This is a genomic window from Streptomyces sp. ML-6 (genome assembly GCF_030116705.1).
In the GTDB taxonomy this organism is placed as follows: domain Bacteria; phylum Actinomycetota; class Actinomycetes; order Streptomycetales; family Streptomycetaceae; genus Streptomyces.
In genome coordinates, this window is record NZ_JAOTIK010000001.1 from 5,896,050 (window position 1) to 5,921,162 (window position 25,113).

A 25,113-nucleotide genomic window follows, 5' to 3' on the forward strand; every position below is an offset into this window, starting at 1 on the left:
CCCCTTTCAGGGGTTGAGTTTTGGTGGGCTATGGTGTAATTGGCAACACTACGGTTTCTGGTACCGTCATTCTAGGTTCGAGTCCTGGTAGCCCAGCGCAGAAATGCAACAGCAGTAACAAGCCCCCGTTGTGTAGCGGCCTAGCACGCTGCCCTCTCACGGCAGTAGCGCCGGTTCGAATCCGGTCGGGGGTACAGATCCTTCCCGCGAGATCATCTGGGTCGCTCCCACGGTCTCGATGCAGGATCGCCAGGGCCCCCGTTGTGTAGCGGCCTAGCACGCTGCCCTCTCACGGCAGTAGCGCCGGTTCGAATCCGGTCGGGGGTACTTGTAACACCATGGGCTATGGTGTAATTGGCAACACTACGGTTTCTGGTACCGTCATTCTAGGTTCGAGTCCTGGTAGCCCAGCGCAGAAATGCAACAGCAGTAACAAGCCCCCGTTGTGTAGCGGCCTAGCACGCTGCCCTCTCACGGCAGTAGCGCCGGTTCGAATCCGGTCGGGGGTACAACAGCAGGAAACGGAAGGGCCCTTCACTCCGGTGAAGGGCCCTTCCGCTCGTTCCCGGAGCCCGTACCGCCGTACCGACTCCTCCTGTGCCATCCGGTGCAGGGACATCGTCAGCGCTCGTGGAGCACCGCCGAGGTGATGGCCGCCTCCACCTGCTCCTCGGTGGGGTACGTCTCCCTCATGTCCAGGTTCTGGACGGCGACTTGATGCATCAGCCGGGCCTGCGCGGCCAGGTACCCGATGTCGCGAGCGGGGGCGGCCGAGGCGGATCGGCATGGCCACCGGGGAGGCCGGCGAGCGATGGCTGGGAGACAGGAAGCCGACCTGCTGCGCCGTCCGCCCGGCCGAGGTGCTCCAGGAGCCGCTCGACGGCCTCCTCGGCGGCCGCCACCCCCGGCGCCTCCTCCGTCGGGGCCCCGGCCGTGCGGGAGCGCCGGAGGGCGGCGCCCAGCCGGATCGTCCGTCCCGGGGACTCGTCCTCCACGTGGGGGAGGCCTCGCGGACCGTGGCCGCGGGCGGGCGGCCGGCCTGGATCAGGGCCCGCACCAGGCGCAGCCGGCGTAGATGGCTCTCGTCGTACTCGGCCTGCGTGGCGCTGACCCGGTGGCCGGGACGCAGCAGCCCCTCCCGCAGGTAGTACTTGATCGTCGCGGGTTCGACGCCGCTCTTCCCACTCGGTTCCGGGAGCCCCATGCTCCGTGGTCGTACCGGGTCGGCCGGTACGGGGAGTCGAAGGAGAAGCTCTACGCGTACGCGAGCGCTCTTGACACCTCCCGCCGCAGGGCCTGGGTGATCATGAAGCGCAAGGAGAAGAAGTCCCGGCAGCACGTGGGGCTGTGGCACGGGACGTACATGGTGCCCGGGGGCGGATGCGCGGCGATCTGCGCGGACATGCCGGTCCGCGGACTGGCCGGGGTCACCGGGGCGCTGCCGATCGAGGGGCGCGGCCGCCGGGCGGCGGACCGTCCCGCGCACCGCTCGTCCGCGGGGCGAGGTTTTGACGGAGGCCGCCACGACGCTGGGGCGGCCGGGAGGTTGCCGGACGCGTCAGCCGTTGCGGCGCAGGGCCTCGCTGAGCCTGGCGGCCGAATCGATGACCGCCTGGGCGTGCATCCGGCCAGGGTGCCGGGTCAGCCGCTCGATCGGTCCCGAGACCGAGACGGCGGCGACCACCCGGTTCGACGGACCGCGCACCGGGGCCGAGACCGAGGCGACGCCCGGCTCGCGCTCGCCGATCGACTGGGCCCAGCCCCTGCGCCGTACGCCCGAGAGCGCCGTCGCCGTGAACCGGGCGCCCTGGAGACCGCGGTGCAGGCGCTCCGGCTCCTCCCAGGCCATCAGGATCTGGGCCGACGAGCCGGCCTTCATGGTGAGCGTGGAGCCGACCGGAACGGTGTCCCGCAGGCCGGACAGCCGCTCCGCCGCCGCCACGCAGATCCGCATGTCGCCCTGCCGGCGGTAGAGCTGCGCGCTCTCGCCGGTGATGTCGCGCAGGTGGGTGAGCACCGGTCCGGCCGTGGCCAGCAGACGGTCCTCGCCGGCCGCGGCCGCGAGCTCCGCCAGCCGGGGGCCGAGAATGAAACGGCCCTGCATGTCCCTCGCCACCATGCGGTGGTGTTCCAGTGCCACGGCCAGTCGATGGGCCGTGGGCCGTGCGAGCCCGGTCGCCGCGACCAGCCCGGCGAGGGTGGCCGGACCGGACTCCAGAGCGCTCAATACGAGAGCCGCCTTGTCGAGAACGCCGACGCCGCTAGAGTTGTCCATACGACGATACTCCCGTCTCACTCTGTGAAACGCAAGTTCAATTTTCGGCGGAAGTTGCGAACCTGTACGAGCGGCCGCACGACGGCCCGTCTGCCACCGCCCCGTACGGGGGTCAGGGCGGCGGCGCACCGAATCTCTAGTTGGGCCGGCGAAGACGCCGGCCGGAGGGAAAGCGATGGGTAGGACACTCGCGGAGAAGGTCTGGGACGACCATGTCGTCCGGCGCGCCGAGGGCGAGCCCGACCTCCTCTTCATCGATCTGCACCTGCTGCACGAGGTGACCAGCCCCCAGGCCTTCGACGGCCTCCGGCAGGCCGGACGCCCGGTGCGGCGCCTCGATCTCACCATCGCCACCGAGGACCACAACACCCCGACCCTCGACATCGACAAGCCGATCGCCGACCCGGTCTCCCGTGCCCAGTTGGAGACCCTGCGCAAGAACTGCGCGGAGTTCGGCGTACGGCTGCACCCGCTGGGCGACGTGGAGCAGGGCGTCGTGCACGTGGTCGGTCCGCAGCTGGGGCTGACCCAGCCGGGCACCACGGTGGTCTGCGGCGACTCCCACACCTCCACGCACGGAGCCTTCGGCGCGCTGGCGTTCGGCATCGGCACCAGCCAGGTCGAGCACGTCCTGGCCACCCAGACCCTGCCGATGGCCCGCCCGAAGACCATGGCGATCACCGTCGAGGGCGAACTGCCCGACGGCGTCACGGCCAAGGACCTGATCCTCGCGATCATCGCCCGCATCGGCACCGGCGGCGGCCAGGGCTACGTCCTCGAGTACCGCGGCCCGGCCATCGAGAAGCTCTCGATGGAGGCCCGGATGACCATCTGCAACATGTCGATCGAGGCCGGCGCCCGGGCGGGCATGATCGCCCCGGACGAGACCACCTTCGACTACCTGAAGGGCCGCGACCACGCTCCGCAGGGCGAGGACTGGGACGCTGCCGTCGCGTACTGGAAGACGCTGCGCACCGACGACGACGCGGTCTTCGACGCCGAGGTCGTCATCGACGCCGCCGAACTGGCGCCGTTCGTCACCTGGGGCACCAACCCCGGCCAGGGTGCGCCCCTGTCGGCGAACGTCCCCGATCCCGCTTCGTACGAGGACGCCTCGGAGCGGAACGCCGCCGAAAAGGCCCTGGAGTACATGGGGTTGACCGCGGGGCAGCCGCTGCGCGAGATCAATGTGGACACCGTCTTCGTAGGCTCCTGCACCAACGGCCGGATCGAGGACCTGCGCAACGCGGCCGCGGTCCTGGACGGCCGCAAGGTCGCCGACGGCGTACGGATGCTGGTCGTTCCCGGTTCCGTCCGGGTCGCCCTGCAGGCCGTCGAGGAGGGCCTGGACAAGGTCTTCACCGCTGCAGGCGCCGAATGGCGGCACGCGGGTTGCTCGATGTGCCTCGGCATGAATCCCGACCAGCTGGCCCCCGGCGAGCGCTCCGCCTCCACCTCGAACCGCAACTTCGAGGGCCGCCAGGGCAAGGGCGGCCGTACGCACCTGGTCTCCCCCCAGGTCGCCGCCGCCACCGCCGTGCTGGGTCACCTGGCCTCGCCCGCCGACCTGTCCGACGCCCGTACGCCCGCCGGAGTCTGAGAAATCATGGAAGCTTTCACCACACACACCGGCCGGGCCGTCCCGCTGCGCCGCAGCAACGTCGACACCGACCAGATCATCCCCGCCCACTGGCTGAAGAAGGTCACCCGCGACGGCTTCGAGGACGGCCTCTTCGAGGCCTGGCGCAAGGACGAGGACTTCGTCCTCAACCGCCCGGAGCGCAAAGGCGCCACGGTGCTGGTGGCCGGCCCCGACTTCGGCACCGGCTCGTCCCGCGAGCACGCCGTGTGGGCCCTGCAGAACTACGGCTTCAAGGCCGTGATCTCCTCCCGCTTCGCCGACATCTTCCGCGGCAACTCGCTGAAGAACGGCCTGTTGACCGTCGTGCTCGACCAGAAGACCGTCGAAGCGCTCTGGGAGCTGGCCGAGGCCGACCCGACGGCGGAGATCACCGTCGACCTGGAGGAGCGCCAGGTGCGCGCCGAGGGGATCACCGTCGGCTTCGAGCTCGACGAGAACGCCCGCTGGCGCCTGCTGAACGGGCTGGATGACATCGGTCTCACCCTTCAGAACGAAGCGGACATCGCGACTTACGAGGCGGCCAGGCCGGCCTTCAAGCCCCGTACAATTAACGCCTGAGCAGCGCGTTTCCAGGACTGCGCCCCCTACCTTCTGGTAGGGGGCGCAGTCGCTTGTTGAGACCCCGTCGGGCGACAACTCGCCCCAGATGGCACAATCGGTGCATGGAACGCGACAGCCAACTCGAGCTTTACGGCCAAGTCGCCGACCGATTGAAGGAAGCGCACACAAGAGTGCGCGCACTGCAAGTCCCGGAGGGCGTAAGGATGGCGCTGTCCCGGAAGCTGTTGGTCATCACGGCCGCGGCTAAGCACGATCTCCCGGACGCGGCAAGGCGTCTGGACCGGTTGATGAAGGACCTCGACGAGGGCCGATTCCCCGAAGGTGAGTGACTCTGCGGAACGACGCAGCGGTCGACTTCGTTGCGGCACTAGGGTGATTAGCCCGTTTCGTGTTTGATTTGCGGTATATATCTGCCTAACGTGCGAAAACGCTTGAACACTTTCGTTCTGGCAATGTCTCCGAAGGGGAAGACGTGAACAAGGCGCAGCTCGTAGAAGCGATTGCCGACAAGCTCGGCGGCCGTCAGCAGGCGGCCGACGCCGTCGACGCGGTGCTCGACGCGATCGTCCGTGCGGTTGTCGCGGGGGACCGTGTCTCGGTCACGGGCTTCGGCTCGTTCGAGAAGGTCGACCGCCCCGCCCGGTACGCCCGCAACCCGCAGACGGGTGAGCGCGTACGGGTCAAGAAGACCTCGGTTCCCCGCTTCCGCGCGGGCCAGGGCTTCAAGGACCTGGTGAGCGGCTCGAAGAAGCTCCCCAAGGGCGGCGAGGTGGCTGTGAAGAAGGCGCCCAAGGGCAGCCTCTCGGGCGGTGCTTCCACCCGTACGACGACCAAGGCCGCGGCAAAGAAGGCCGCCGCCAAGAAGGCCACGGCGAAGAAGGCCACCGCCAAGAAGACCGTGACCGCGGCGAAGAAGACCACGCCCGCGAAGAAGACCACGGCGAAGAAGACCACGGCCGCGGCCAAGAAGGCCACGCCCGCGAAGAAGACCACCGCCGCGGCGAAGAAGACGACGGCGAAGAAGGCCACCGCCGGCAAGACCGCGCCCGCCAAGAAGGCCACGGCGAAGAAGGCGCCCGCGAAGAAGACCACGGCGCGCAAGACCACGGCCAAGAAGGCCACCGCACGGAAGAAGTGAGAACGAGCAGCACGGACCGCTCACACGCACCGGGCCGGGCTCCCCTCGGGGGAGCCCGGCCCGCGGGCTGTCGTGGGCGCGTGCGCGCGGCCGTCAGAACGTCTGCAGGGTCACCAGGGTGATCCGCAGGTCCGCGCCCTCGCCGCTGCCCTCGATCCGCACCCGCTGCCCCGGCCGCAGCAGCAGCAGCCCGCCGGCGTCGAAGGCCCGGGCGTCGAACTCCACCGGGGTGCCGTCGTCGAGCAGCACACTGCCGGTGCGGGTCTCGGGGTCGTACGTGTACGAGGTCGCCTGCATGAACGGCAGCCTAGCGGCCCGGTACGGGGACGGCCGGTCCGGTGGGGGCGGGTGCCCCGGCCGTGTGCCCGGGCGGCGCTACCGCCGCGGCACGGCCCGGAGGATTCCCGCGCCCGGGTGCTGCGCGGTGTGTTCCGCCGTGTGCGGGCCGACCCCCAGGGCCAGCGCGGCCCGCAGATCCGCGCCGGTGTCCACGTCCTGGCGGACCGAATCGATACCGGTCAGGTCGGCCTCCACCGCCCCGGAGTCCAGATGCCGGGCCCGGGAAGGGCCGCCGAAAGACGGGCGCAATTCCACCCCGGGCGCGGCCGAGAGAAATGTCGTGCCGATTCCCGCCGCATCCGTCACAAATGTGCGCGGGAATTCGGCGGAGTAATTGAGTACCCGGGCCAATTCCCCGGGACGAAGTGCCGGGAGATCGGCGTTGAGCGCGGCGAGGGCGGCTCGGGGCCGCCGGGCCCGCACGGTGCGCGCGCCGTGCGCCAGCGCGGCGTTGAGTCCGCTCTCGGGCTCGTCGGGCACGACACGCGCGCCGAGCGCGGTGAGCGCGGCGCCGGCCCTCGCGTCGTCCGTGACCACCACCACATCCAGCACCGCCGGGCAGGACAGGGCCGCGGCCACGGTGTCCCGGGCGAAGGCGAGGGCGAGCCGCGGACGCAGCGCGTCCCCGGTGGCGGGCGCCAGCCTGCTCTTGGCCCGCGCCAAGGGCTTCAACGGGACGACCAGGGACCAGGAACCGGTCGGGTCGGTGTTCGTGGCGATCTCCCCCTCGGTGCGCTTCACCGCCTATTCTCGCCTGCCTGCGCGAGAACCCGGAGGGACGGTCCCGAAAGCGGGGCGTACGGTGTTCTCGACAGAGCAGGGGCCTGGGGCGAGACTTGACCGTCGGTAGCCAGGCAGAGTTCAGGTCCTTAGAGGAAGGTGTCCGAGTGTCCCGCCGCAGAATCGGCTTCTGGTACCGCCTGGCGGCGGTCATCGCAAAACCGCCGCTGGTGGTTCTGTTCAAGCGTGACTGGCGGGGAATGGAGCACATTCCGGCCGACGGCGGATTCATCACGGCGGTCAACCACAACTCTTACCTGGACCCGCTCTCCTACGCCCATTTCCAGTACAACACCGGGCGGGTGCCCCGGCTCCTGGCCAAGGCGGCCCTCTTCAAGACCCCCTTCGTCGGAATGATGCTGCGCGGCACCGGACAGATCCCCGTGTACCGCGAGACGACCAACGCGCTGGACGCCTTCCGGGCCGCCGTCGACGCCATCGAGCGGGGCGAATGCGTCGCCTTCTACCCGGAGGGCACCCTCACCCGCGACCCCGACATGTGGCCGATGGCCGGCAAGACCGGCGCGGCCCGCGTCGCGCTGCTGACGAAGGTCCCGGTCATCCCGGTCGCCCAGTGGGGCGCCAACCTGGCGATGCCGCCGTACGCCAAGACGGACAAGTTCCGGTTCTTCCCCCGCAAGACCCTCCAGGTGCAGGCGGGGCCGCCCGTCGACCTCTCCCGGTTCTACGACCTGCAGCCGACGCCCGAGGTACTGCGCGAGGCGACCGAGGTCATCATGGCCGCGGTGACCGAGCAGCTGGAGATCGTGCGGGGCGAGAAGGCCCCGGCACAGCCGTACGATCACCGCAGGGCCCGCGCGGAGCAACGGCGCAGGGCCGAAGGGAAGGGAACCAAGTGACGCACCCCGCGAAGGCGGCCGTCTTCGGAACGGGCTCATGGGGCACGGCCTTCGGCGTGGTCCTCGCCGACGCCGGCTGCGAGGTCACCCTCTGGGGCCGCCGCGCCGAGGTCGCCGAGGCCGTCAACACCACCCGTACCAACCCGGACTACCTGCCGGGCATCGAACTCCCCGCGAAGGTCCGGGCCACCACCGACGCCGCCGAGGCGCTGGACGGCGCCGACTTCGCCGTGCTCGTGGTGCCTTCGCAGACGCTGCGCGCCAACCTCGCCGACTGGGCCCCGCACCTGGGCCCCGACACCGTCCTCGTCTCGATGATGAAGGGCGTCGAACTCGGCACGGCGAAGCGGATGAGCGAGGTCATCGAGGACGTCGCCAAGGTCTCCGCGGACCGGATCGCCGTCATCACCGGACCCAACCTGGCCAAGGAGATCGCCGAACGCCGCCCCGCGGCGGCCGTCGTCGCCTGCCAGGACGAGTCCGTGGCCCGGCGCCTCCAGGCCGCCTGCCACACCCCGTACTTCCGCCCGTACACCAACACCGACGTGGTCGGCTGCGAACTCGGCGGCGCGGTCAAGAACGTCATCGGCCTCGCGGTCGGCATCGCCGACGGCATGGGCCTCGGCGACAACGCCAAGGGCTCGCTCATCACCCGGGGCCTCGCCGAGACGACCCGCCTCGGCCTCGCCATGGGCGCCGACCCGTTGACCTTCTCCGGACTCGCGGGCCTGGGCGACCTGGTGGCGACCTGCTCCTCGCCGCTGTCGCGCAACCACACCTTCGGCACCAACCTCGGCCGCGGCATGACGCTCCAGGAGACCATCGCCGTCACCAGGCAGACCGCCGAGGGCGTCAAGTCCTGCGAGTCGGTGCTCGATCTGGCGCGCCGGCACGGCGTCGACATGCCCATCACCGAGACGGTCGTCGGCATCGTCCACGAGGGCAAGCCGCCGATGGTCGCGCTGGCCGAACTGATGTCGCGCAGCGCGAAGCCCGAGCGACGCTGAGATGCCGTCGGGCGGTCCTCCACCGGACGGCCGTCCGACGGGCCCCGGAACGGGCCGCGGAGGGCCACCACGGTGAACGTACGCGGTCACCGTTCCGGCGGACCCGGCCGCGCTGACGCATGGGGTACCAGCAGGTACGCTCAACTCGATATGAGCAGCGAGAACCTCCCCCAGAGCCCGGAGCGGCAGCTCCGCAAGCCGCGCGTGGCCGTCGTGTTCGGCGGCCGCAGCTCCGAACACGGCATCTCGGTCGTCACGGCCGGCGCCGTCCTGAACGCCATCGACCGGACCAAGTACGACGTCCTGCCGATCGGCATCACGACCGACGGCCGCTGGGCGCTCACCGCCGACGAACCCGAACGCATGGCCATCACGGACCGGAAGATGCCGGAAGTGGCCCAGCTGGCCGAGTCCGCCGAGGGCGCCGTGGTGCTCTCCGTCGACCCCGGCAGCCGTGAAGTGGTGTACAGCGAGCCCGGCTCGGTCCCCAAGGCGCTCGGCGAGGTGGACGTCGTCTTCCCCGTGCTGCACGGCCCGTACGGCGAGGACGGCACCCTCCAGGGGCTCCTGGAGCTGTCCGGCGTGCCCTACGTCGGCGCCGGGGTCCTCGCCTCGGCGGTCGGCCAGGACAAGGAGTACATGAAGCGGGTCTTCATCTCCTTCGGCCTGCCGGTCGGCCCCTACCTCGTGGTGCGCCCCCGGGAATGGGACAAGGACCCCGCCGGGGCCCGCGCGCGCATCGTGGACTTCGCCGGCGAGCACGGCTGGCCGCTCTTCATCAAGCCCGCCCGGGCCGGCTCCTCCATCGGCATCACCAAGGTCGACGACCCGTCCGGGCTCGACGGGGCCATCGAGGAGGCCCGCCGCCACGACCCCAAGTTCCTGGTCGAGTCGCTGCTGCGGGGCCGCGAGATCGAGTGCGGGGTGCTGGAGTTCGAGGACGGGCCGCGCGCCAGCGTGCCCGCCGAGATCCCGCCGGTGACCGCGCACGACTTCTACGACTTCGAGGCCAAGTACATCGACTCGGCCTCCGGGATCGTGCCCGCCCCGCTCACCGAGGAGCAGACGGCCGAGGTCCAGCGCCTCGCGATCGAGGCCTTCGACGCGGTGTCCTGCGAGGGACTGGTCCGTGCCGACTTCTTCCTCACCGAGGACGGCACCTTCGTGATCAACGAGGTCAACACCCTGCCCGGCTTCACGCCGATCTCCATGTACCCGCGGATGTGGCAGGAGAGCGGTGTGAGCTACCAGGAGCTGGTGGACCGGCTGATCCAGGCCGCGCTGAGCCGGTCCACCGGCCTGCGCTGAGCCGGACCGCGCCCCAGGGCGTGCGCCCCGCGACGGCGGCGCACGCCAGGGCGTGTTCCGGAAGCGGCGCCGTCCGCCCCGAGGGCGGGCATGCCGGACGTCCCCGGCCGGCCGGGACTTCCGGAGCGCCGGTCGGTACGGGTACTTCCGGAACCCGCCCTACAGGCCGGGCACCGTCTTCTCGACGGCCGGACCGAACGCGGCCAGCGGACTCGCGTCGTGCGCGTACTCGGCGGACAGGCTCACCTCGACGTACGCCTTGCGGTAGGTCGTCGTGAAACGGGGACCGGCGTCCTCCGACTGCTCCAGCAGCCAGTTGACGCCGTTCGCCTCGGTCCCCTTGGCCATGGGGTCGTCCATCTTCGCGGGCCGGGGGACCCCGCAGCGCAGTACGATCGCTCCGTCCCCCCACACGGCGGTCAGTTCGGATTTCGGCCCGGTGTCCCCGCGGTCGTGCCCGGCGACGGTCTCCGGCAGTTCCCCCTGCAGCGCGCGGCAGTAGGCTGCGGCTTCCGGGGACGGGGAGGGCACCGTGACCGACACCGCGTCCGAGGAGGAACAGCCCGCCGCGGCCAGCAGCAGCGCGGCGACGGACGGACCGAGGAACACGGGGTGGCGGAGCCGGCGCGATGATGTCACCGGCCCAGCGTAGACGGGGACTACAGATGAACGACCGGGCAGGTCAGGGTTCGGGTGATGCCTTCCACCTGCTGGACCTTGGCGACCACCATGCGGCCCAGCTCGTCGACCGTGTCGGCCTGCGCGCGGACGATCACGTCGTAGGGGCCTGTCACGTCCTCCGCCTGGATCACTCCCGGAATCGCGGAGATGGTCTCGGCGACGGTCGACGCCTTGCCCACCTCGGTCTGAATGAGGATGTACGCCTGTACCACGGAACCTCCAGGGCGGCCACGAGGATCATGTGGGGGAAAGGGACGCCACGTTATCGCGTTGCCGTGTGCCGCGGGGAGACCTGTGGGCGGTTGACGCCCACCGCGTGGCGTGCGCAGGACACAGATTGACGTATCTCTTGACAGTACCGACAGCAGTGACGGCCCGCGACCGAGAGCACGGCGGGCCGGAAGGGGGAACAGGCATGCCGGTGACGAGCGGTGCAGACTGCTCCCCGCCATGTCGGCCGGTCCGTGATCGGGACCGCCGGCCGTCGAAGCAGCCCGGACGACGGTCCGGCGCGATAGATGAGAGGTGAGACTCGGTGAAGGGAACCGTGGGCGAGTTGGGGGAGTTCGGGCTCATCAGGGAGCTCACCGCCCGGCTCACCACCACTCCGGCGGTACGGCTCGGTCCCGGCGACGACGCCGCGGTCGTGACCGCCCCCGACCGCAGGGTCGTGGCCAGTATGGACATCCTGCTGGAGGGACAGCACTTCCGCCGCGACTGGTCGACGGCGTACGACGTCGGCCGCAAGGCGGCCGCCCAGAACCTCGCCGACATCGCCGCCATGGGCGCGGTGCCCACCGCGCTGCTGCTCGGCCTGGTCGTCCCCGCCGAACTCCCGGTCACCTGGGCCGGCGAGCTGATGGACGGTCTGCGTGACGAATGCCAGGTCGCGGGCGCCGCGGTGGTCGGCGGCGACGTGGTGCGCGGCGAGACGATCACCATCTCGATCACCGCGCTCGGCGACCTGCGCAACCACGAACCGGTCACCCGGGGCGGCGCCCAGCCCGGCGACGTCGTCGCCGTCACCGGCTGGCTCGGCTGGTCCGCCGCCGGGTACGCCGTGCTCTCCCGGGGCTTCCGCTCGCCCCGCGCCTTCGTCGAGGCCCACCGCCGCCCCGAACCCCCGTACCACGCGGGCCCCGCGGCGGCCGGGCTCGGCGCCACCGCGATGACGGACGTGAGCGACGGCCTCGTCGCCGACCTCGGGCACATCGCCGAGGCCAGCAAGGTCCGCATCGACCTGCGCTCCGGCCTCATCGACATCCCCTCCCAGATGTCCGACATCGGGCAGGCCGTCGGCGTCGACCCGCTCCAGTGGGTGCTGACCGGGGGAGAGGACCACGCGATCGTCGCCACCTTCCCGCCGGACGTGAAGCTGCCCGCCCGCTGGAAGGTCATCGGCGAGGTGCTCAACCCCTCCGCGCTGCCCCAGGTGACGGTCGACGGGGCGCCCTGGACCAGCAAGAGCGGCTGGGACCACTTCGGGGGCATAGAGGACGCCCAGTAGATTTCGGCACATGCCCCTATCTGCTGCCGCACCCGCCCGAGTACTCACCGTCGCCGGATCCGACTCCGGCGGCGGTGCGGGCATCCAGGCCGACCTGAAGACGATGCTGGCGCTCGGGACGCACGGGATGAGCGTGCTCACCGCCGTCACCGCCCAGAACTCGCTGGGGGTGCGGGGCGCCTGGGAACTGCCCCCCGAGGCCGTGCGCGCCCAGTACCGCAGCGTGGTGGACGACATCGGCGTACAGGCGGTCAAGACCGGCATGCTGTCCTCGGCCGTCCTCGTGGAGACCGTGGCCGAACTCCTCGCCGGCACCGACGCCCCGGTCGTCGTCGACCCGGTCGGCGTCTCCAAGCACGGCGACCCGCTGCTGGCGGCCGAGGCGCTCGACTCCGTACGCACGAAACTGCTGCCGACCGCCACGGTCGCCACCCCGAACCTGGACGAGGTCGCACAACTCACCGGCATCCGCGTCCGGGACGAGGCGGGAATGCGCGAGGCAGCCGCCGCAGTGCTGGACTTCGGGCCGCGCTGGGTCGTCGTCAAGGGCGGTCACCTGCCCGGCGACCCCGTCGACCTGCTCACGGACGGCACCGGGGAACACTGGCTGCGCGCCCCGAGACACGACAACCGGCACACCCACGGCACCGGCTGCACCCTCGCCTCCGCGATCGCCTGCGGGCTGGCCCTGGGCCAGGACGTGCCCACGGCGGTACGGGGCGCGAAGGCGTACGTCAGCGGCGCGATCGCGGCGGGCTTCCCGCTGGGCGCGGGCATCGGCCCCGTCGACCACGGCTGGCGGACCCGTACCGGCTGAACCGCACCGGAGGCGCCGGGCGGGGGCCCGGCGTCACCGGGTGGGGGAGTCCCGGCGCACAACAAGAAGCCGGTCCACCCAGGTGGACCGGCTTCTCGGGCAACCGGAAGGCTGCGCTACGACGGGAACGTCAGCGCGCGACCTTGCCGGCCTTGATGCACGAGGTGCAGACGTTGAGCCGCTTCGGCGTCCGACCGACCACGGCACGCACGCGCTGGATGTTGGGGTTCCAGCGACGGGACGTACGGCGGTGCGAGTGCGAAATGTTGTTGCCGAAGCCCGGCCCCTTGCCGCAGACGTCGCAGTTGGCAGCCACGGGTCACTCCAAAGACTTCAGATGCACTTACAGTGAATTCCGGCGCGCCGGAATCAGGTGACTGAAGTGGCGGTGCCGGGGAAATGTCCCGACTCTCGTCGGGCAACCGAAGCAGCATACAACGACCGCGTCGGTGGAACGAAACTACCATGGGTTCCACCGCCCCCGTCCCGCCCCTGTCCCCGCCGGAGCCCGCGCACGGGACTACTCTGCGATGCAGCCGGCCGCCCACGGCCGAATCCGAGGAGGAGCGACAGGTGCCGCAGACCGCCGACGACCTGGACGCCGTCGCGGTGCGCGCCTGGTGCGCCCTGGCCCTGGAGGCACTGGGCCGGGAGCGCGCGGCGATCGACGCGATCAACGTCTACCCCGTCGCCGACGGGGACACCGGCACCAACCTCTACCTGACCGTGGAGTCCGCGAACCAGGCCCTCGAAGCCGTCTTCGCCGCCCACGAGACCGGCGCCACCACCCCCCTCACCGCCGACGCGGTACGGGCCATGGCCCACGGCGCCCTGATCGGCGCCCGCGGGAACTCCGGCACGATCCTGGCCCAGTTGCTGCGCGGGACGGCGCAGGTGCTGGCCGTCGGGCACGACGCGGACCATCTGCGCCGGGCGCTCGCCACCGCGGCCGACGCCGCCCGGCAGGCCGTCGCCCACCCCGTCGAGGGCACCGTCCTGACGGTGGCCGCCGAGGCCGCGGCGGCCGCCGTGCGCACCGCCGCCGACGCCACCACCGCCGAGGTCGCGCAGGCGGCGTACGAAGGGGCGCGGACGGCCCTGGCCGCCACCCCCGGACAGCTCGCCGTGCTCGGCCGGGCGGGCGTCGTGGACGCCGGCGGACGGGGACTGGTGACGGTGCTCGGGGCGCTCGTCGAGGCGGTCTGCGGCCGGGCACCCGCCACCGGACCCGCGCTTCCCGCCCCCGCCCTCCCGGTGCCGGACGACTGCGCGGCGGCCGGCTCCGCGGGCGGACCCGCCTTCGAGGTCATCTACCTGCTGGAGGCCACCGACGAGGCGGTGGACCGGCTGCGGGCCCGGCTCGACCCGCTCGGCGACTCGCTCGTGGTGGTGGGCGGCGACGGGCTGTGGAACGTCCATGTGCACGTCGACGACGCGGGCGCCGCCGTGGAGGCCGGCGTCGAGGCGGGCCGCCCGTACCGCATCCGGATCACCCACTTCGGCGCGGACCGGGCCCACCCCCACGTCGAGCCCGTGCAGCGCGCCGTCGTCGTGGTGGTCCCCGGCGACGGGCTGCGCGGCCTGTGCAAGGAGGCCGGGGCCACGACGGTCCTGGCCCGCCCCGGCGAACCGCCCGCCAGCGGCGAACTGGTCGACGCGATCCGCCGGGCGCACGCCCGCGAGGTGGTCCTGCTGCCCAACGACGCGGAGCTGCGCCACACCGCCGCCGCGGCCGCCGACCAGGCCCGCGCGGAAGGCGTCCGGGTCGCCCTGGTCCCGACCCGGGCCGCCGTCCAGGGCCTCGCCGCCCTCGCCGTCCACGAACCGGGCCGCAGTTTCGACGAGGACGTGGTGGCGATGACCGCCGCCGCCGGTGCCACCCGCTACGCCGAACTGGCCGTCGCCGAACGGCAGTCCTGGACCATGGCGGGCATCTGCCAGGCCGGGGACGTCCTGGGACTGATCGACGGCGACGTCGCGGTCATCGGCGAGGACGTCCCGCACACCGCCCGCACCGTGCTGGACCGGATGCTCGCGGCGGGCGGCGAACTGGTCACCCTGGTCCTGGGCGAGGATGTCCCCGACAGCCTCGCCGACGAGTTGGAGGAGCACGTGCGCGAGGGCCATCTCGCGGTGGACACGGTGGTCTACCGGGGCGGCCACCAGAGCGCCCCGCTGCTCATCGGGGTGGAGTAGACCCGGCGCCGGGCCGTGCCCGGCGGCCGACTGTCAGTGGCGTGGTGTGCAATGGATCGCGTGTCCGCGTTCGACGAACCCCTCAAGAAGCTGCTCGGCGGAGCCACCGCGAAGGTGATGGCCGACCACCTCGACCTGCACACGGTCGGCGATCTGCTCCACCACTACCCCCGGCGCTACGAGGAGCGCGGCCGGCTCACGGCGCTCACCGACCTCCCGCTCGACGAGCACGTGACGGTGGTCGCCCAGGTCGCCGAGGCCCGCGTCCTGACGTTCAACAACGGCCGCGGCAGACGCCTGGAGGTGACCCTCACCGACGGCAGCGGCCGCCTCCAGCTGGTCTTCTTCGGCCACGGCGTCCACAAGCCGCACAAGGAGCTGCTGCCCGGCCGCCGGGCGATGTTCGCCGGCAAGGTCTCCGTCTTCAACCGGAAGATGCAGCTGGCCCACCCCACGTACCAACTGCTGGACACCGGGCCCGGCGAGGGGACCGGGGACGGGGACCGGGAGGCGGTGGACGCCTTCGCCGGGCGGCTGCTGCCGATCTACCCGGCCTGCAAGCAGCTGGACTCGTGGCGGATCGCCAAGGCCGTCGACACGGTCCTGCCCAGCGCGCGCGAGGCCGTCGACCCGTTGCCGGCCGCGCTGCGCGAGGGCCGCGGCTTCGCCCCGCTCCCGGAGGCGCTGCTGAAGGTCCACCGCCCGCAGACCAAGGCGGACATCGCCCTGGCCAGGGACCGGCTCAAGTGGGACGAGGCATTCGTCCTCCAGGTCGCGCTGGCCCGCCGCAGGTACGCCGACACCCAGCTCCCGGCCGTGGCCCGCAGACCCGCGCCCGGCGGACTGCTCGACGCCTTCGACGCCAAACTGCCCTTCACCCTCACCGACGGGCAGCAGAAGGTCTCCAAGGAGATCTTCGACGACCTCGCGACCGAACACCCGATGCACCGGCTGCTCCAGGGAGAAGTCGGATCGGGGAAGGCACAGCCGCTCGATTCGCTGGTACTGACTCCTCGGGGCTACAAGCCCATGGGCGAAATCCGGCAAGGCGACGAGGTAGTGGTTCCCGAGGGGGAAGTCGCCGTGGTGGACGGGGTCTTCCCCCAGGGAGTGCGAGATGTGTGGCGACTCGTCCTGTCCGACGACACGACTGTCGAATGCGATGACGAACATCTGTGGATCGTCGGGACCAGTTGCGCCTGGAACCGGGGCCAATCACCCAAGGTGATGACGACCCACGAGATCAGGAAAGACCTTTTCAAGGCCAATGGTTCGTCGAAATGGTATGTGCCATCGGCCGTACCAGTGGATCTCAGCTGCGGTTCCGAACCACCCTTCGACCCCTACGTTCTCGGATTGCTGCTGGGAGACGGATCATTCCGGCACAATCTTCGGCTGTCCACGGTCGACGACGAGATCCTGGCTGCCGTCCGGACCGCGGTGGCGCCCGACTGTGAACTCGTCCCCGTGCCGGGTTCCCGCTGCGACTACACGATCAGGATGACGAGGCCGAAGTCCGGATCACAAAGGAACCCGGTGATCAGTGCACTGCGTGCGCTGGGGCTGTGGGGCGCCACGTCGCACGACAAGTTCATCCCACCTGTGTTCAAGAACACGTCGATCAAGAACCGGCTCGCTGTACTGCAGGGGCTCATGGACACGGACGGGACTTTGGACGCTCAGGGGATGAGCATTTCGTTCTGTTCTGCGTCCCGAAGACTGGCCGAGGACGTGGCGTGGCTCGTTCGCTCCCTCGGTGGGCGCGCCAGGGTGCTGTCCAGGAAATCGGCCTTCAACGTGTCGATCGCCCTGCCTGACGAGTACGTGCCGTTTCAGCTCACCCGCAAGGCCGCCCGGCTCCGGCCCAGGCCGAAGTACAACACGTTCCGGCGAGGGATCCGTGCGGTCGAGTACGTCGGCCGCAAACCGGTCCAGTGCATCAGCGTGGCCCACCCGAGCCACGCGTACATCACGGATCACTTCACGGTCACGCACAACACCATGGTCGCGCTGCGGGCGATGCTCGGCGTCGTCGACGCGGGCGGACAGGCCGCCATGCTCGCGCCCACCGAGGTGCTCGCCCAGCAGCACCACAGATCCATCACCGAGATGATGGGCGAGCTGGCCGAGGGCGGCATGCTCGGCGGCTCCGAGCAGGCGACGAAGGTGGTGCTGCTCACCGGTTCCATGGGCGCCGCGGCCCGCCGTCAGGCGCTGCTCGACCTGGTCACGGGCGAGGCGGGGATCGTGATCGGCACCCACGCCCTGATCGAGGACAAGGTGAAGTTCCACGACCTGGGCCTGGTCGTCGTCGACGAACAGCACCGCTTCGGCGTGGAGCAGCGCGACGCCCTGCGGTCCAAGGGGAAGCAGCCGCCGCACCTGCTGGTGATGACCGCCACCCCCATTCCCCGCACGGTCGCCATGACCGTCTTCGGGGACCTGGAGACCTCCGTGCTGGACCAGCTCCCGGCCGGCCGCTCGCCGATCGCCAGCCATGTCGTGCCCGCCAAGGACAAGCCGCACTTCCTCGCCCGCGCCTGGGAGCGGGTGCGGGAGGAGGTGGAGAACGGGCACCAGGCGTACGTGGTCTGCCCCCGCATCGGCGACGACGAGGACGAACCGGGCGGCAAGGGGAAGAAGGCGCCCGAGGGCGACGGCGAGAAGCGCCCGCCGCTCGCCGTCCTGGAGATCGCCGAACAGCTCTCCGGAGGGCCCCTCGCCGGTCTGCGCATCGAGGTGCTGCACGGCAGGATGGCGCCCGAGGACAAGGACGACGTGATGCGCCGCTTCGCCGCGGGCGAGGTCGACGTCCTCGTCGCCACCACCGTCATCGAGGTCGGGGTCAACGTCCCCAACGCCACCGCCATGGTGATCATGGACGCCGACCGGTTCGGCGTCTCCCAGCTGCACCAGTTGCGCGGCCGGGTCGGCCGGGGCTCCGCGCCCGGCCTCTGCCTCCTGGTCAGCGAGGCGCACGAGGCGAGTCCGGCCCGGGCCCGGCTGTCCGCGGTCGCCGCCACCCTCGACGGCTTCGAGCTCTCCCGGATCGACCTCGAACAGCGCCGCGAGGGCGACGTCCTGGGCCAGGCCCAGTCCGGGGTCCGCTCCTCGCTGCGGATGCTCACCGTCATCGACGACGAGGAGGTCATCGCCGCCGCCCGCGAGGAGGCCGTCGCGGTCGTCGCCGCCGACCCGGGGCTGGAGCACCTGCCCGAGCTGCGAACCGCGCTGGACGCCCTGCTCGACAAGGAGCGCGAGCAGTACCTCGACAAGGGCTGACCGGCACCGCCGGGGGACGCCCGGGTGCGCGGGCCCGATCCGGCCCGACGCCATATCGTGGGTGGCACCACACCGCGGCACCCTGCGGGCCACCCACGAACCGAGGACCAGACACCCATGACCCGCGTGATCGCCGGCTCGGCCGGCGGCCGCCGCCTGGCCGTTCCGCCCGGCACCGGCACCCGCCCCACCTCCGACCGTGCGCGCGAGGGGCTCTTCTCCACCTGGGAGGCCCTCCTCGGCAGCCTGGCGGGAGCCAGGATCGCCGACCTGTACGCGGGCTCCGGCGCCGTCGGCCTGGAGGCGCTCTCCCGGGGCGCGGCGCACGCCCTGCTCGTCGAGGCCGACCCCAAGGCCGTCCGCACCGTCCGGGACAACGTCCGCACCCTCGGCCTGCCCGGCGCCGAGGTCCGTACCGGCCGGGCCGAACAGGTGGCCGCGGGCCCGGCGCCCGCCGAGCCGTACGACGTGGTGTTCCTCGACCCGCCGTACGCCGTCACGGACGACGATCTTGGCGAGATACTGCTCACACTCCGTACTCAGGGGTGGCTCACGGACGACGCGCTCGTCACCGTGGAACGCAGCACCAGGGGCGGAGAATTCGGCTGGCCCGAGGGATTCGAAGCGTTGCGGGCCCGGCGCTACGGCGAGGGAACGCTTTGGTACGGTCGCGCCGCCTCTACGTGCGAAGACGCACGATGACCGGACCGGAGAGCGAGGGAATCAAGTTGCGCCGCGCCGTCTGTCCGGGGTCATTCGACCCCATCACCAATGGACACCTCGACATCATTGGCCGCGCCTCGAAGCTGTACGACGTCGTACACGTCGCGGTGATGATCAACCAGTCCAAGAAGGGCCTGTTCACGGTCGACGAGCGGATCGACCTGATCCGCAGCGTCACCTCGGAGTTCGGCAACGTCCAGGTCGAGTCCTTCCACGGCCTCCTGGTCGACTTCTGCAAGCAGCGCGACATCCCGGCGATCGTCAAGGGACTGCGGGCCGTCAGCGACTTCGACTACGAGCTCCAGATGGCCCAGATGAACAACGGCCTCTCGGGCGTCGAGACCCTCTTCGTGCCCACCAATCCCACCTACAGCTTCCTGTCGTCCTCCCTGGTCAAGGAGGTCGCCACCTGGGGCGGCGACGTCTCCCACCTGCTCCCCCCGGTGGTCCACGAGGCTCTTGTCGAGCGCCTCGCCCAGGGGCGCTGATCTGACGGTCCGTCAGCAGGTGTCGGGCGGGCGCCGACTGGCCGTACAGTCGTCCCGTCCGTCTCCAATCGGCTGTAGAGAGTGGCGAGCACACGGTGGACGTGCAGAAGAAGCTCGACGAGATCGTCGAGGCGGTCGGGAGTGCCCGGTCGATGCCCATGTCGGCTTCGTGCGTGGTCAACCGCGCCGAACTGCTCGCGATGCTGGAGGAGGTGCGCCAGGCCCTGCCGGGCTCGCTCGCCCAGGCCCAGGAGCTCATCGGCGGCCAGGAGCAGCTGGCCGAGCAGGCCCGCCGCGAGGCGGAGCGGATCATCGAGGCCGCGCACGCCGAACGCACCTCGCTGATCACCGGGACCGAGATCGCCAGGCAGGCCCAGGGCGAGGCCGACCGCATCCTCGACGAGGCCCGCCGGGAGGCCGCCGAGGTCCGCTCCGAGGCGGACGAGTACGTCGACAGCAAGCTCGCCAACTTCGAGGTCGTCCTCACCAAGACCATCGGCTCCGTCGACCGGGGCCGCGAGAAGCTCCTCGGCCGCGGCCACCCCTTCGACGAGCAGGGCCGCGAGGACCCGGACTTCGCCGAGGCCCCCGAGCGCAGCACCGACCCGGACATACTGCGGAGCCGGGCCGACGAGTACGTGGACACCAAGCTCGGCGCCTTCGAGGCCGTGCTCGCCAAGACCCTGGAGGCGGTCGGCCGCGGCCGGCAGAAGCTGCACGGCCGGATCCCCACCGATGACCTCGGCGCGCACGTGGCGGCCCAGGACGCGGCGGGCGGCCGGGCGCACGTGAGCGACGAGGACCACTGGGCCGGCCTCGCCGAACTCGCCACCCCCGAGCCGCAGCCGGTGCACCAGCAGGCCCCGTCGCACTTCCCGGCACCGGCGCAGGCGCCGCAGGTGCCCGCGCAGCAGCCCGGCTACGCGGAGACGTACGCGTACCAGGACCAGCCGCAGCAGGACGTCTACGGCTACCAGCAGCAGCCGGACCCGTACGCCGCCTATCAGCAGCAGGGCTACGGCCAGGCCCAGGTGCCGGTGCAGGGGTACGGGGACTGGCAGCAGCAGCCGGTACCGCCCCAGCAGGCGCTCCAGCAGGGCGAGAGCGCCCTCGAGGAGACCAGCCTGTTCGACACCAGCATGATCGACCTGGACCAGCTCCGCAGGTACGAGCAGGAACGCTGACCGGCGGCGCGGGCCCGGGGGCCCGCCGCCTGCCGCCCGCCGGTCCGGCCCGGTCGGGTCCGGCGGCCCGATTGGGAGCTGGGCGACACGTCCAGTATCCTGGCTCTTCGGTCGCGCGTATGTCCGCGATCCCGGCTGCCCGTTTCGACTCCGAATCCGGTCGGCCTTCCCACGACGTGTGTTGCACATGATCTCGAAAGCAGGAAAAGCCCTGAACGGCCACCTCGACCACCGAAACCCCCTCGTGTTCGACACGCACGAGCTGGGTCGGCGTCCCGGTGCCCTCCAGCGGCTGACCCGCTCGGTGGACGCTCCCGCGGACCTCGGCCTCGACGGGGTCATCGGGGTGCCGGAAGGCGCACCCGTGGAGCTGGACCTCCGACTCGAATCGGTCATGGAAGGGGTGCTCGTCACGGGCACCGCCCGTGCGACCGCCGAGGGGGAGTGCGTAAGGTGTCTGGAGCCGCTGCGCCAAGAGGTCGCCGCGGACTTCCAGGAGATGTTCTCGTACCCTGACGCCGATGACCGGGGCCGCGCCAAGGCGGAACCGGCCGACGACGCCGAGGACGACGAGGACAGGCTCTTCGTCGAGGACGGCCTGTTCGACCTCGAACCAGTGCTGCGTGATGCGGTGGTGCTCGCACTGCCGATGCAGCCGGTGTGCCGGGAGTCCTGTGCCGGTCTGTGTTCCGAATGCGGAATCAGGCTGGACGAGAACCCCGGTCATCACCACGACGCCGTCGACATTCGTTGGGCGGCATTGCAAGGACTCGCCGACACCGTTCAGGACGGCGAGAAGGACAACATGGGCGGCGCCGATGCGGGCGTCGACGAGAAGCAGGAGAAGTAGCCGTGGCTGTTCCGAAGCGGAAGATGTCGCGCAGCAACACGCGCCACCGCCGGTCGCAGTGGAAGGCTGCGGTCCCCACCCTGGTTTCGTGCGAGCGTTGCCAGGAGCCGAAGCTGCAGCACATCGCGTGCCCCAGCTGCGGCACGTACAACAAGCGCCAGGTCCTCGAGGTCTGAGCGGCTGGTGAGAGGCCCGATGTCTGAGTTGTCCAACGCCAAGAAGAAGGCAGACAACGTCAACACAGCCTCGTCCCACACGCTTCTGGAAGGGCGGCTCGGGTATCGACTCGAGACCGCCCTTCTGGTGCGTGCGCTGACCCATCGTTCTTACGCGTACGAGAACGGCGGTCTGCCCACCAACGAGCGGCTGGAGTTCCTCGGGGACTCGGTGCTCGGCCTGGTGGTCACGGACACGCTGTACCGCACCCACCCCGACCTGCCAGAAGGCCAGCTGGCCAAGCTGCGGGCCGCGGTGGTCAATTCGCGTGCGCTTGCGGAAGTGGGCCGCGGCCTCGAACTCGGCTCCTTCATCCGGCTCGGCCGCGGTGAAGAGGGCACGGGCGGCAGGGACAAGGCATCCATCCTCGCCGACACCCTCGAAGCGGTGATCGGCGCGGTCTATCTCGATCAGGGCCTCAGCGCGGCCTCGGAGCTGGTCCACCGGCTCTTCGACCCGCTGATCGACAGGTCCTCCAACCTCGGCGCCGGCCTGGACTGGAAGACCAGCCTCCAGGAGCTCACCGCGAGCGAGAGCCTCGGAGTCCCCGAGTACCTCGTCACGGAGACCGGCCCGGACCACGAGAAGACCTTTACTGCTGCTGCCCGCGTCGGTGGTGTCTCGTACGGCACCGGCACCGGCCGTAGCAAGAAGGAAGCGGAGCAGCAGGCGGCGGAGTCCGCCTGGCGCGAGATCAGCGCCGCCGCACAGGCACGGGAGGACGCGGCGAAGACCGCTGCCGACGGAGAGGCCGCCGACACCTCTGCCGACCCGTCGCCGTCCACGGACGCCACTCCGGCCTGACCCGGAAACCCCTCGGTGCCCCGTGCACCGGGGGGCTCTCCCTGCCCGGAAACGTACGCTTTCCTCAGGAACCCCTGCCTTTCCGGGCATCCCCTTTTCTTCTCCTTCCTTCCGCCGTCCCTCCAGGAGCGCCACCGTGCCCGAGCTGCCCGAGGTCGAAGTCGTACGGCGCGGTCTGGAGCGCTGGGTGACCGGCCGCACCATCGCCGACGTCGAGGTGCTGCACCCGCGTGCGGTCCGGCGCCACCTCGCGGGCGGCGCGGATTTCGCGGCCCGGCTCGGCGGCGCCCGCCTCGGGACGGCCATGCGCCGCGGCAAGTACCTCTGGGTGCCGCTGGACGAAGGGGCCGGCTCGCTCCTCGGCCACCTCGGCATGAGCGGCCAGCTCCTCGTACAGCCCCAGGACGCACCCGACGAGAAGCACCTGCGCGTCCGGATCCGCTTCGACGACGCCCTCGGCACCGAGCTCCGCTTCGTCGACCAGCGGACCTTCGGCGGGCTCTCGCTCCACGAGAACACCCCCGACGGGCTGCCCGACACCATCGCGCACATCGCCCGCGACCCGCTGGACCCGGCCTTCGACGACGCGGCCTTCCACCTGGCCCTGCGCGCGCGCCGGACGACCGTCAAGCGCGCCCTGCTCGACCAGACGCTGATCAGCGGCGTCGGCAACATCTACGCGGACGAGGCGCTCTGGCGCACCGCGCTGCACTACGACCGGCCGACGGCCACCCTCACCCGGCCCAAGGCGGCCGAACTGCTGGGCCACGCCCGCGACGTGATGAACGCGGCGCTCGACCAGGGCGGCACCAGCTTCGACAGCCTCTACGTCAACGTGAACGGCGAGTCCGGCTACTTCGACCGCTCGCTGGACGCCTACGGACGGGAGGACGAGCCCTGCCGCCGCTGCGGCACGCCGATCCGCCGCCGCCCGTGGATGAACCGCTCCAGCTACTTCTGCCCGCGCTGCCAGCGTCCGCCGCGCCGGGCCTGACCCGGCTCAGACCTTGTCGGGGTGCGCCCCGTCGTAGTGGTCGCGGGCCCGGAGCACCTCGGGCATCCGGTCCTCGACGAACCGGATCAGCCCGAGCAGCCGCTCGGCCACCTGCCGGCCCAGGGGCGTCAGTTCGTAGTCGGCGCGCGGCGGATTGGCCGACGGGGCCTCGCGGCGCACCAGACCGTCCCGCTCCAGGGCCTGCAAGGTCTGGGAGAGCATCTTCTCGCTCACCCCGTCGACGCGGCGCCGGAGCTCGTTGAAACGGAAGCCGCTCTCGTACAGCGCTCCCAGGGTCAGACCGCCCCAGCGTCCGGTGACGTGCTCCAGCGTGCCGCGGGAGGGGCACTGCCGGGAGAACACGTCGAAAGCCGACTCGGCCTGCGGGGCGTCCTGATCCATGCCGGCCAGCGTAGGCCCGTACGGCGCTCACCACCGGAGTGCGCCTTCCTCCGGTGAGTGCCGGGCCGGGGCAGCGGGCGGGCGGTGTGCGGGGCCGGGGGAGGGGCGGCGGTCAGAAGCCGAATTCCTGGGTCCACCAGGGGCCGCCGGAACCCTGGTGCACGCCGACGCCGAGGGTCTTGTAGTCGCAGTTGAGGATGTTCGCCCGGTGACCCGGGCTGTCCATCCAGGCGTCCATCACGGCCTGCGCGTCGGCCTGGCCGCGGGCTATGTTCTCGGCGGCGAGGCCCTTCACGCCGGCCTTCGAGGCCCGGTCCCAGGGGGAGCGGCCGTCGGGGTCCGTGTGGTCGAAGAAGCCCCGGGCGGCCATGTCCTCGCTGAAGTCCTGGGCGAGGGAGGCGAGCGGGGAGCTGGCGGTCAGCGGGCTGCAGCCGACCTTCGAGCGCTCCTGGTTGACCAGTGCGAGCACGGCGGCCTGCGCGGAGGAGGCCGGGGCCGAGGTCACGGACCTGCGGGGGGCCGGGGCGGAGGCGGAGTTCCCCGGCGCGGCCGACGACTTCCCGGCGGCGGGTGCGGAACTTCGCGCGGCCTTGGACCCGGCGGCCTCGGACGACCGGGACGGCTCGGCCCCGCCGGACCGCTCGGACGCCTCGGGCGTCCTGGGTGTCTTGGAGGAGAAGGTGGACGGGGTGGAGGATCCCGCCTTCTTCAGGTCCTCCGCGCGGTCGCTGCCGCGGCCGGCCCGGGCGGAGGAGGTGCCGCGTTCGTCCGGGGCGGAGGCGGTGCCGTCCTGGCCCGGCAGGTCCGATTCCCCCTCCGGGCGCACCTGGTCGGAGGCGCCGCCGCCGATCGTGTAGGTGTCGCCCCCGCCGGGCAGCAGGCCCGAGCTCATCGCCACGGCTCCCACGGCGAGCGCCGCGGAGACGCCGACCACCCCGGTACGGATGGGGCCCGCGGAACGCTTCCTGCGGTGGCCGCGGGGCCGGGCCTCGCCGCTCCCGGTGGCAGGAGCTGCGGCGGAGCGGCTGTGGCGTCCCATCTGCTGAGCCCTTCCGAGGG

At 71.3% G+C, this 25,113-nt stretch carries 26 protein-coding genes, 5 tRNA genes and 2 pseudogenes; 24 read left to right on the forward strand and 9 right to left on the reverse strand.

Going from position 1 to position 25,113, the window contains the following annotated elements:
- Positions 1 to 24: 24 nt before the first annotated feature.
- The 5 genes from OCT49_RS26155 to OCT49_RS26175 all read left to right on the forward strand — a co-directional run bounded on the left by OCT49_RS26155 (position 25) and on the right by OCT49_RS26175 (position 509).
- Positions 25 to 96 (forward strand) — tRNA-Gln (locus tag OCT49_RS26155).
- A 25-nt stretch (positions 97 to 121) separates the two neighbouring features.
- A tRNA-Glu gene (locus OCT49_RS26160) sits at positions 122 to 194 on the forward strand.
- Between the two features lie 60 nt (positions 195 to 254).
- Positions 255 to 327, forward strand: a tRNA-Glu gene (locus OCT49_RS26165).
- 12 nt (positions 328 to 339) lie between these two features.
- Positions 340 to 411 (forward strand) — tRNA-Gln (locus OCT49_RS26170).
- Positions 412 to 436: 25 nt separating this feature from the next.
- A tRNA-Glu gene (locus OCT49_RS26175) sits at positions 437 to 509 on the forward strand.
- A 56-nt stretch (positions 510 to 565) separates the two neighbouring features.
- Here OCT49_RS26175 and OCT49_RS26180 read toward each other — a convergent pair.
- Positions 566 to 1,204: pseudogene (locus tag OCT49_RS26180) on the reverse strand (MerR family transcriptional regulator); the annotation flags it as partial.
- On the opposite strand from OCT49_RS26180, the pseudogene OCT49_RS39875 reads away from it, so the two are divergent.
- Positions 1,115 to 1,360, forward strand: a pseudogene (locus OCT49_RS39875) (hypothetical protein); the annotation flags it as partial. The pseudogenes OCT49_RS26180 and OCT49_RS39875 sit on opposite strands and share 90 nt — an antisense overlap.
- Before the next feature lie 198 nt (positions 1,361 to 1,558).
- On the opposite strand, the gene ndgR reads toward OCT49_RS39875, so the two are convergent.
- Complete coding sequence (ndgR, locus tag OCT49_RS26190; protein WP_030928691.1) at positions 1,559 to 2,275, reverse strand: IclR family transcriptional regulator NdgR; 717 nt, start codon at positions 2,273 to 2,275, stop codon at positions 1,559 to 1,561.
- A gap of 175 nt (positions 2,276 to 2,450) precedes the next feature.
- Here ndgR and leuC point away from each other — a divergent pair, with 175 nt between their 5' ends.
- From leuC to OCT49_RS26210, 4 genes are all read left to right on the forward strand, one after another.
- A complete protein-coding gene (gene leuC / locus OCT49_RS26195) occupies positions 2,451 to 3,875 on the forward strand; it encodes a 3-isopropylmalate dehydratase large subunit (protein ID WP_283854261.1) in 1,425 nt (474 codons plus the stop codon).
- A 6-nt stretch (positions 3,876 to 3,881) separates the two neighbouring features.
- Positions 3,882 to 4,475: a 3-isopropylmalate dehydratase small subunit gene (leuD, locus tag OCT49_RS26200; RefSeq protein WP_283854262.1), complete on the forward strand. Its 594-nt coding sequence runs from the start codon at positions 3,882 to 3,884 to the stop codon at positions 4,473 to 4,475.
- A gap of 104 nt (positions 4,476 to 4,579) precedes the next feature.
- A complete protein-coding gene (locus tag OCT49_RS26205; protein ID WP_148839522.1) occupies positions 4,580 to 4,807 on the forward strand; it encodes an SCO5555 family protein in 228 nt (75 codons plus the stop codon).
- Positions 4,808 to 4,950: 143 nt separating this feature from the next.
- Entirely contained in the window at positions 4,951 to 5,616 is a 666-nt protein-coding gene (locus tag OCT49_RS26210; RefSeq protein ID WP_283854263.1) for an HU family DNA-binding protein, read from the forward strand.
- A gap of 93 nt (positions 5,617 to 5,709) precedes the next feature.
- Here the strand turns inward: OCT49_RS26210 and OCT49_RS26215 are convergent, their stop codons facing one another.
- Both OCT49_RS26215 and cofC read right to left on the reverse strand, forming a co-directional pair.
- On the reverse strand, positions 5,710 to 5,913 hold the full coding sequence (locus OCT49_RS26215; RefSeq protein WP_283854264.1) for a hypothetical protein: 204 nt from the start codon (positions 5,911 to 5,913) through the stop codon (positions 5,710 to 5,712).
- A 78-nt stretch (positions 5,914 to 5,991) separates the two neighbouring features.
- A complete protein-coding gene (gene cofC / locus OCT49_RS26220) occupies positions 5,992 to 6,696 on the reverse strand; it encodes a 2-phospho-L-lactate guanylyltransferase (RefSeq protein ID WP_283854265.1) in 705 nt (234 codons plus the stop codon).
- 146 nt (positions 6,697 to 6,842) lie between these two features.
- Here cofC and OCT49_RS26225 point away from each other — a divergent pair, with 146 nt between their 5' ends.
- The 3 genes from OCT49_RS26225 to OCT49_RS26235 all read left to right on the forward strand — a co-directional run bounded on the left by OCT49_RS26225 (position 6,843) and on the right by OCT49_RS26235 (position 9,910).
- The gene (locus OCT49_RS26225; protein WP_283854266.1) at positions 6,843 to 7,595 is read left to right on the forward strand and encodes a lysophospholipid acyltransferase family protein; all 753 of its coding nucleotides are present in this window, start codon (positions 6,843 to 6,845) and stop codon (positions 7,593 to 7,595) included.
- Positions 7,592 to 8,602 (forward strand): NAD(P)H-dependent glycerol-3-phosphate dehydrogenase, encoded by a 1,011-nt coding sequence (locus tag OCT49_RS26230; protein WP_283854267.1) that lies wholly within the window; start codon positions 7,592 to 7,594, stop codon positions 8,600 to 8,602. Before OCT49_RS26225 ends, OCT49_RS26230 begins: the two co-directional genes overlap by 4 nt.
- 150 nt (positions 8,603 to 8,752) lie before the next feature.
- Positions 8,753 to 9,910: a D-alanine--D-alanine ligase family protein gene (locus tag OCT49_RS26235; RefSeq protein ID WP_283854268.1), complete on the forward strand. Its 1,158-nt coding sequence runs from the start codon at positions 8,753 to 8,755 to the stop codon at positions 9,908 to 9,910.
- Positions 9,911 to 10,069: 159 nt separating this feature from the next.
- Here OCT49_RS26235 and OCT49_RS26240 read toward each other — a convergent pair whose 3' ends face one another.
- Both OCT49_RS26240 and OCT49_RS26245 read right to left on the reverse strand, forming a co-directional pair.
- The gene (locus tag OCT49_RS26240; protein ID WP_502963422.1) at positions 10,070 to 10,549 is read right to left on the reverse strand and encodes a DUF3515 domain-containing protein; all 480 of its coding nucleotides are present in this window, start codon (positions 10,547 to 10,549) and stop codon (positions 10,070 to 10,072) included.
- Between the two features lie 20 nt (positions 10,550 to 10,569).
- Positions 10,570 to 10,803, reverse strand: coding sequence for an Lrp/AsnC family transcriptional regulator (locus OCT49_RS26245; protein WP_148839534.1), 234 nt, complete (start codon positions 10,801 to 10,803; stop codon positions 10,570 to 10,572).
- A gap of 323 nt (positions 10,804 to 11,126) precedes the next feature.
- Between OCT49_RS26245 and OCT49_RS26250 the strand changes: the two genes are divergently transcribed.
- Positions 11,127 to 12,098, forward strand: coding sequence for a thiamine-phosphate kinase (locus tag OCT49_RS26250; RefSeq protein ID WP_283854269.1), 972 nt, complete (start codon positions 11,127 to 11,129; stop codon positions 12,096 to 12,098).
- A 10-nt stretch (positions 12,099 to 12,108) separates the two neighbouring features.
- Positions 12,109 to 12,915 (forward strand): bifunctional hydroxymethylpyrimidine kinase/phosphomethylpyrimidine kinase, encoded by an 807-nt coding sequence (thiD, locus tag OCT49_RS26255; RefSeq protein WP_283854270.1) that lies wholly within the window; start codon positions 12,109 to 12,111, stop codon positions 12,913 to 12,915.
- Between the two features lie 130 nt (positions 12,916 to 13,045).
- Here the strand turns inward: thiD and rpmB are convergent, their stop codons facing one another.
- Positions 13,046 to 13,231, reverse strand: a complete 186-nt coding sequence (rpmB, locus tag OCT49_RS26260) for a 50S ribosomal protein L28 (RefSeq protein WP_030928661.1) — start codon at positions 13,229 to 13,231, stop codon at positions 13,046 to 13,048.
- 257 nt (positions 13,232 to 13,488) lie between these two features.
- On the opposite strand from rpmB, the gene OCT49_RS26265 reads away from it, so the two are divergent.
- From OCT49_RS26265 to mutM, 9 genes are all read left to right on the forward strand, one after another.
- Positions 13,489 to 15,111, forward strand: coding sequence for a DAK2 domain-containing protein (locus OCT49_RS26265; protein ID WP_283854271.1), 1,623 nt, complete (start codon positions 13,489 to 13,491; stop codon positions 15,109 to 15,111).
- 51 nt (positions 15,112 to 15,162) lie between these two features.
- Positions 15,163 to 18,393, forward strand: coding sequence for a helicase-related protein (locus OCT49_RS26270; RefSeq protein WP_283854272.1), 3,231 nt, complete (start codon positions 15,163 to 15,165; stop codon positions 18,391 to 18,393).
- A 117-nt stretch (positions 18,394 to 18,510) separates the two neighbouring features.
- Positions 18,511 to 19,095, forward strand: coding sequence for a 16S rRNA (guanine(966)-N(2))-methyltransferase RsmD (rsmD, locus tag OCT49_RS26275; protein ID WP_283854273.1), 585 nt, complete (start codon positions 18,511 to 18,513; stop codon positions 19,093 to 19,095).
- Between the two features lie 26 nt (positions 19,096 to 19,121).
- Positions 19,122 to 19,604: a pantetheine-phosphate adenylyltransferase gene (gene coaD / locus OCT49_RS26280; protein WP_283855951.1), complete on the forward strand. Its 483-nt coding sequence runs from the start codon at positions 19,122 to 19,124 to the stop codon at positions 19,602 to 19,604.
- Between the two features lie 95 nt (positions 19,605 to 19,699).
- Positions 19,700 to 20,788 (forward strand): ATP synthase F0 subunit B, encoded by a 1,089-nt coding sequence (locus OCT49_RS26285; RefSeq protein WP_283854274.1) that lies wholly within the window; start codon positions 19,700 to 19,702, stop codon positions 20,786 to 20,788.
- A 187-nt stretch (positions 20,789 to 20,975) separates the two neighbouring features.
- Positions 20,976 to 21,638: a YceD family protein gene (locus tag OCT49_RS26290; RefSeq protein WP_283854275.1), complete on the forward strand. Its 663-nt coding sequence runs from the start codon at positions 20,976 to 20,978 to the stop codon at positions 21,636 to 21,638.
- Between the two features lie 2 nt (positions 21,639 to 21,640).
- Positions 21,641 to 21,814 (forward strand): 50S ribosomal protein L32, encoded by a 174-nt coding sequence (rpmF, locus tag OCT49_RS26295; RefSeq protein WP_003965982.1) that lies wholly within the window; start codon positions 21,641 to 21,643, stop codon positions 21,812 to 21,814.
- Positions 21,815 to 21,833: 19 nt separating this feature from the next.
- Positions 21,834 to 22,658, forward strand: coding sequence for a ribonuclease III (rnc, locus tag OCT49_RS26300; protein WP_283854276.1), 825 nt, complete (start codon positions 21,834 to 21,836; stop codon positions 22,656 to 22,658).
- Between the two features lie 136 nt (positions 22,659 to 22,794).
- Positions 22,795 to 23,652 (forward strand): bifunctional DNA-formamidopyrimidine glycosylase/DNA-(apurinic or apyrimidinic site) lyase, encoded by an 858-nt coding sequence (gene mutM / locus OCT49_RS26305; RefSeq protein WP_283854277.1) that lies wholly within the window; start codon positions 22,795 to 22,797, stop codon positions 23,650 to 23,652.
- Between the two features lie 6 nt (positions 23,653 to 23,658).
- Here mutM and OCT49_RS26310 read toward each other — a convergent pair whose 3' ends face one another.
- Positions 23,659 to 24,054 carry a winged helix-turn-helix transcriptional regulator gene (locus OCT49_RS26310; RefSeq protein ID WP_283854278.1) on the reverse strand — a complete coding sequence of 132 codons (396 nt, stop codon included), beginning with the start codon at positions 24,052 to 24,054 and terminating at the stop codon, positions 23,659 to 23,661.
- 112 nt (positions 24,055 to 24,166) lie between these two features.
- The gene (locus tag OCT49_RS26315; protein WP_283854279.1) at positions 24,167 to 25,093 is read right to left on the reverse strand and encodes a CAP domain-containing protein; all 927 of its coding nucleotides are present in this window, start codon (positions 25,091 to 25,093) and stop codon (positions 24,167 to 24,169) included.
- Positions 25,094 to 25,113 lie beyond the last annotated feature (20 nt).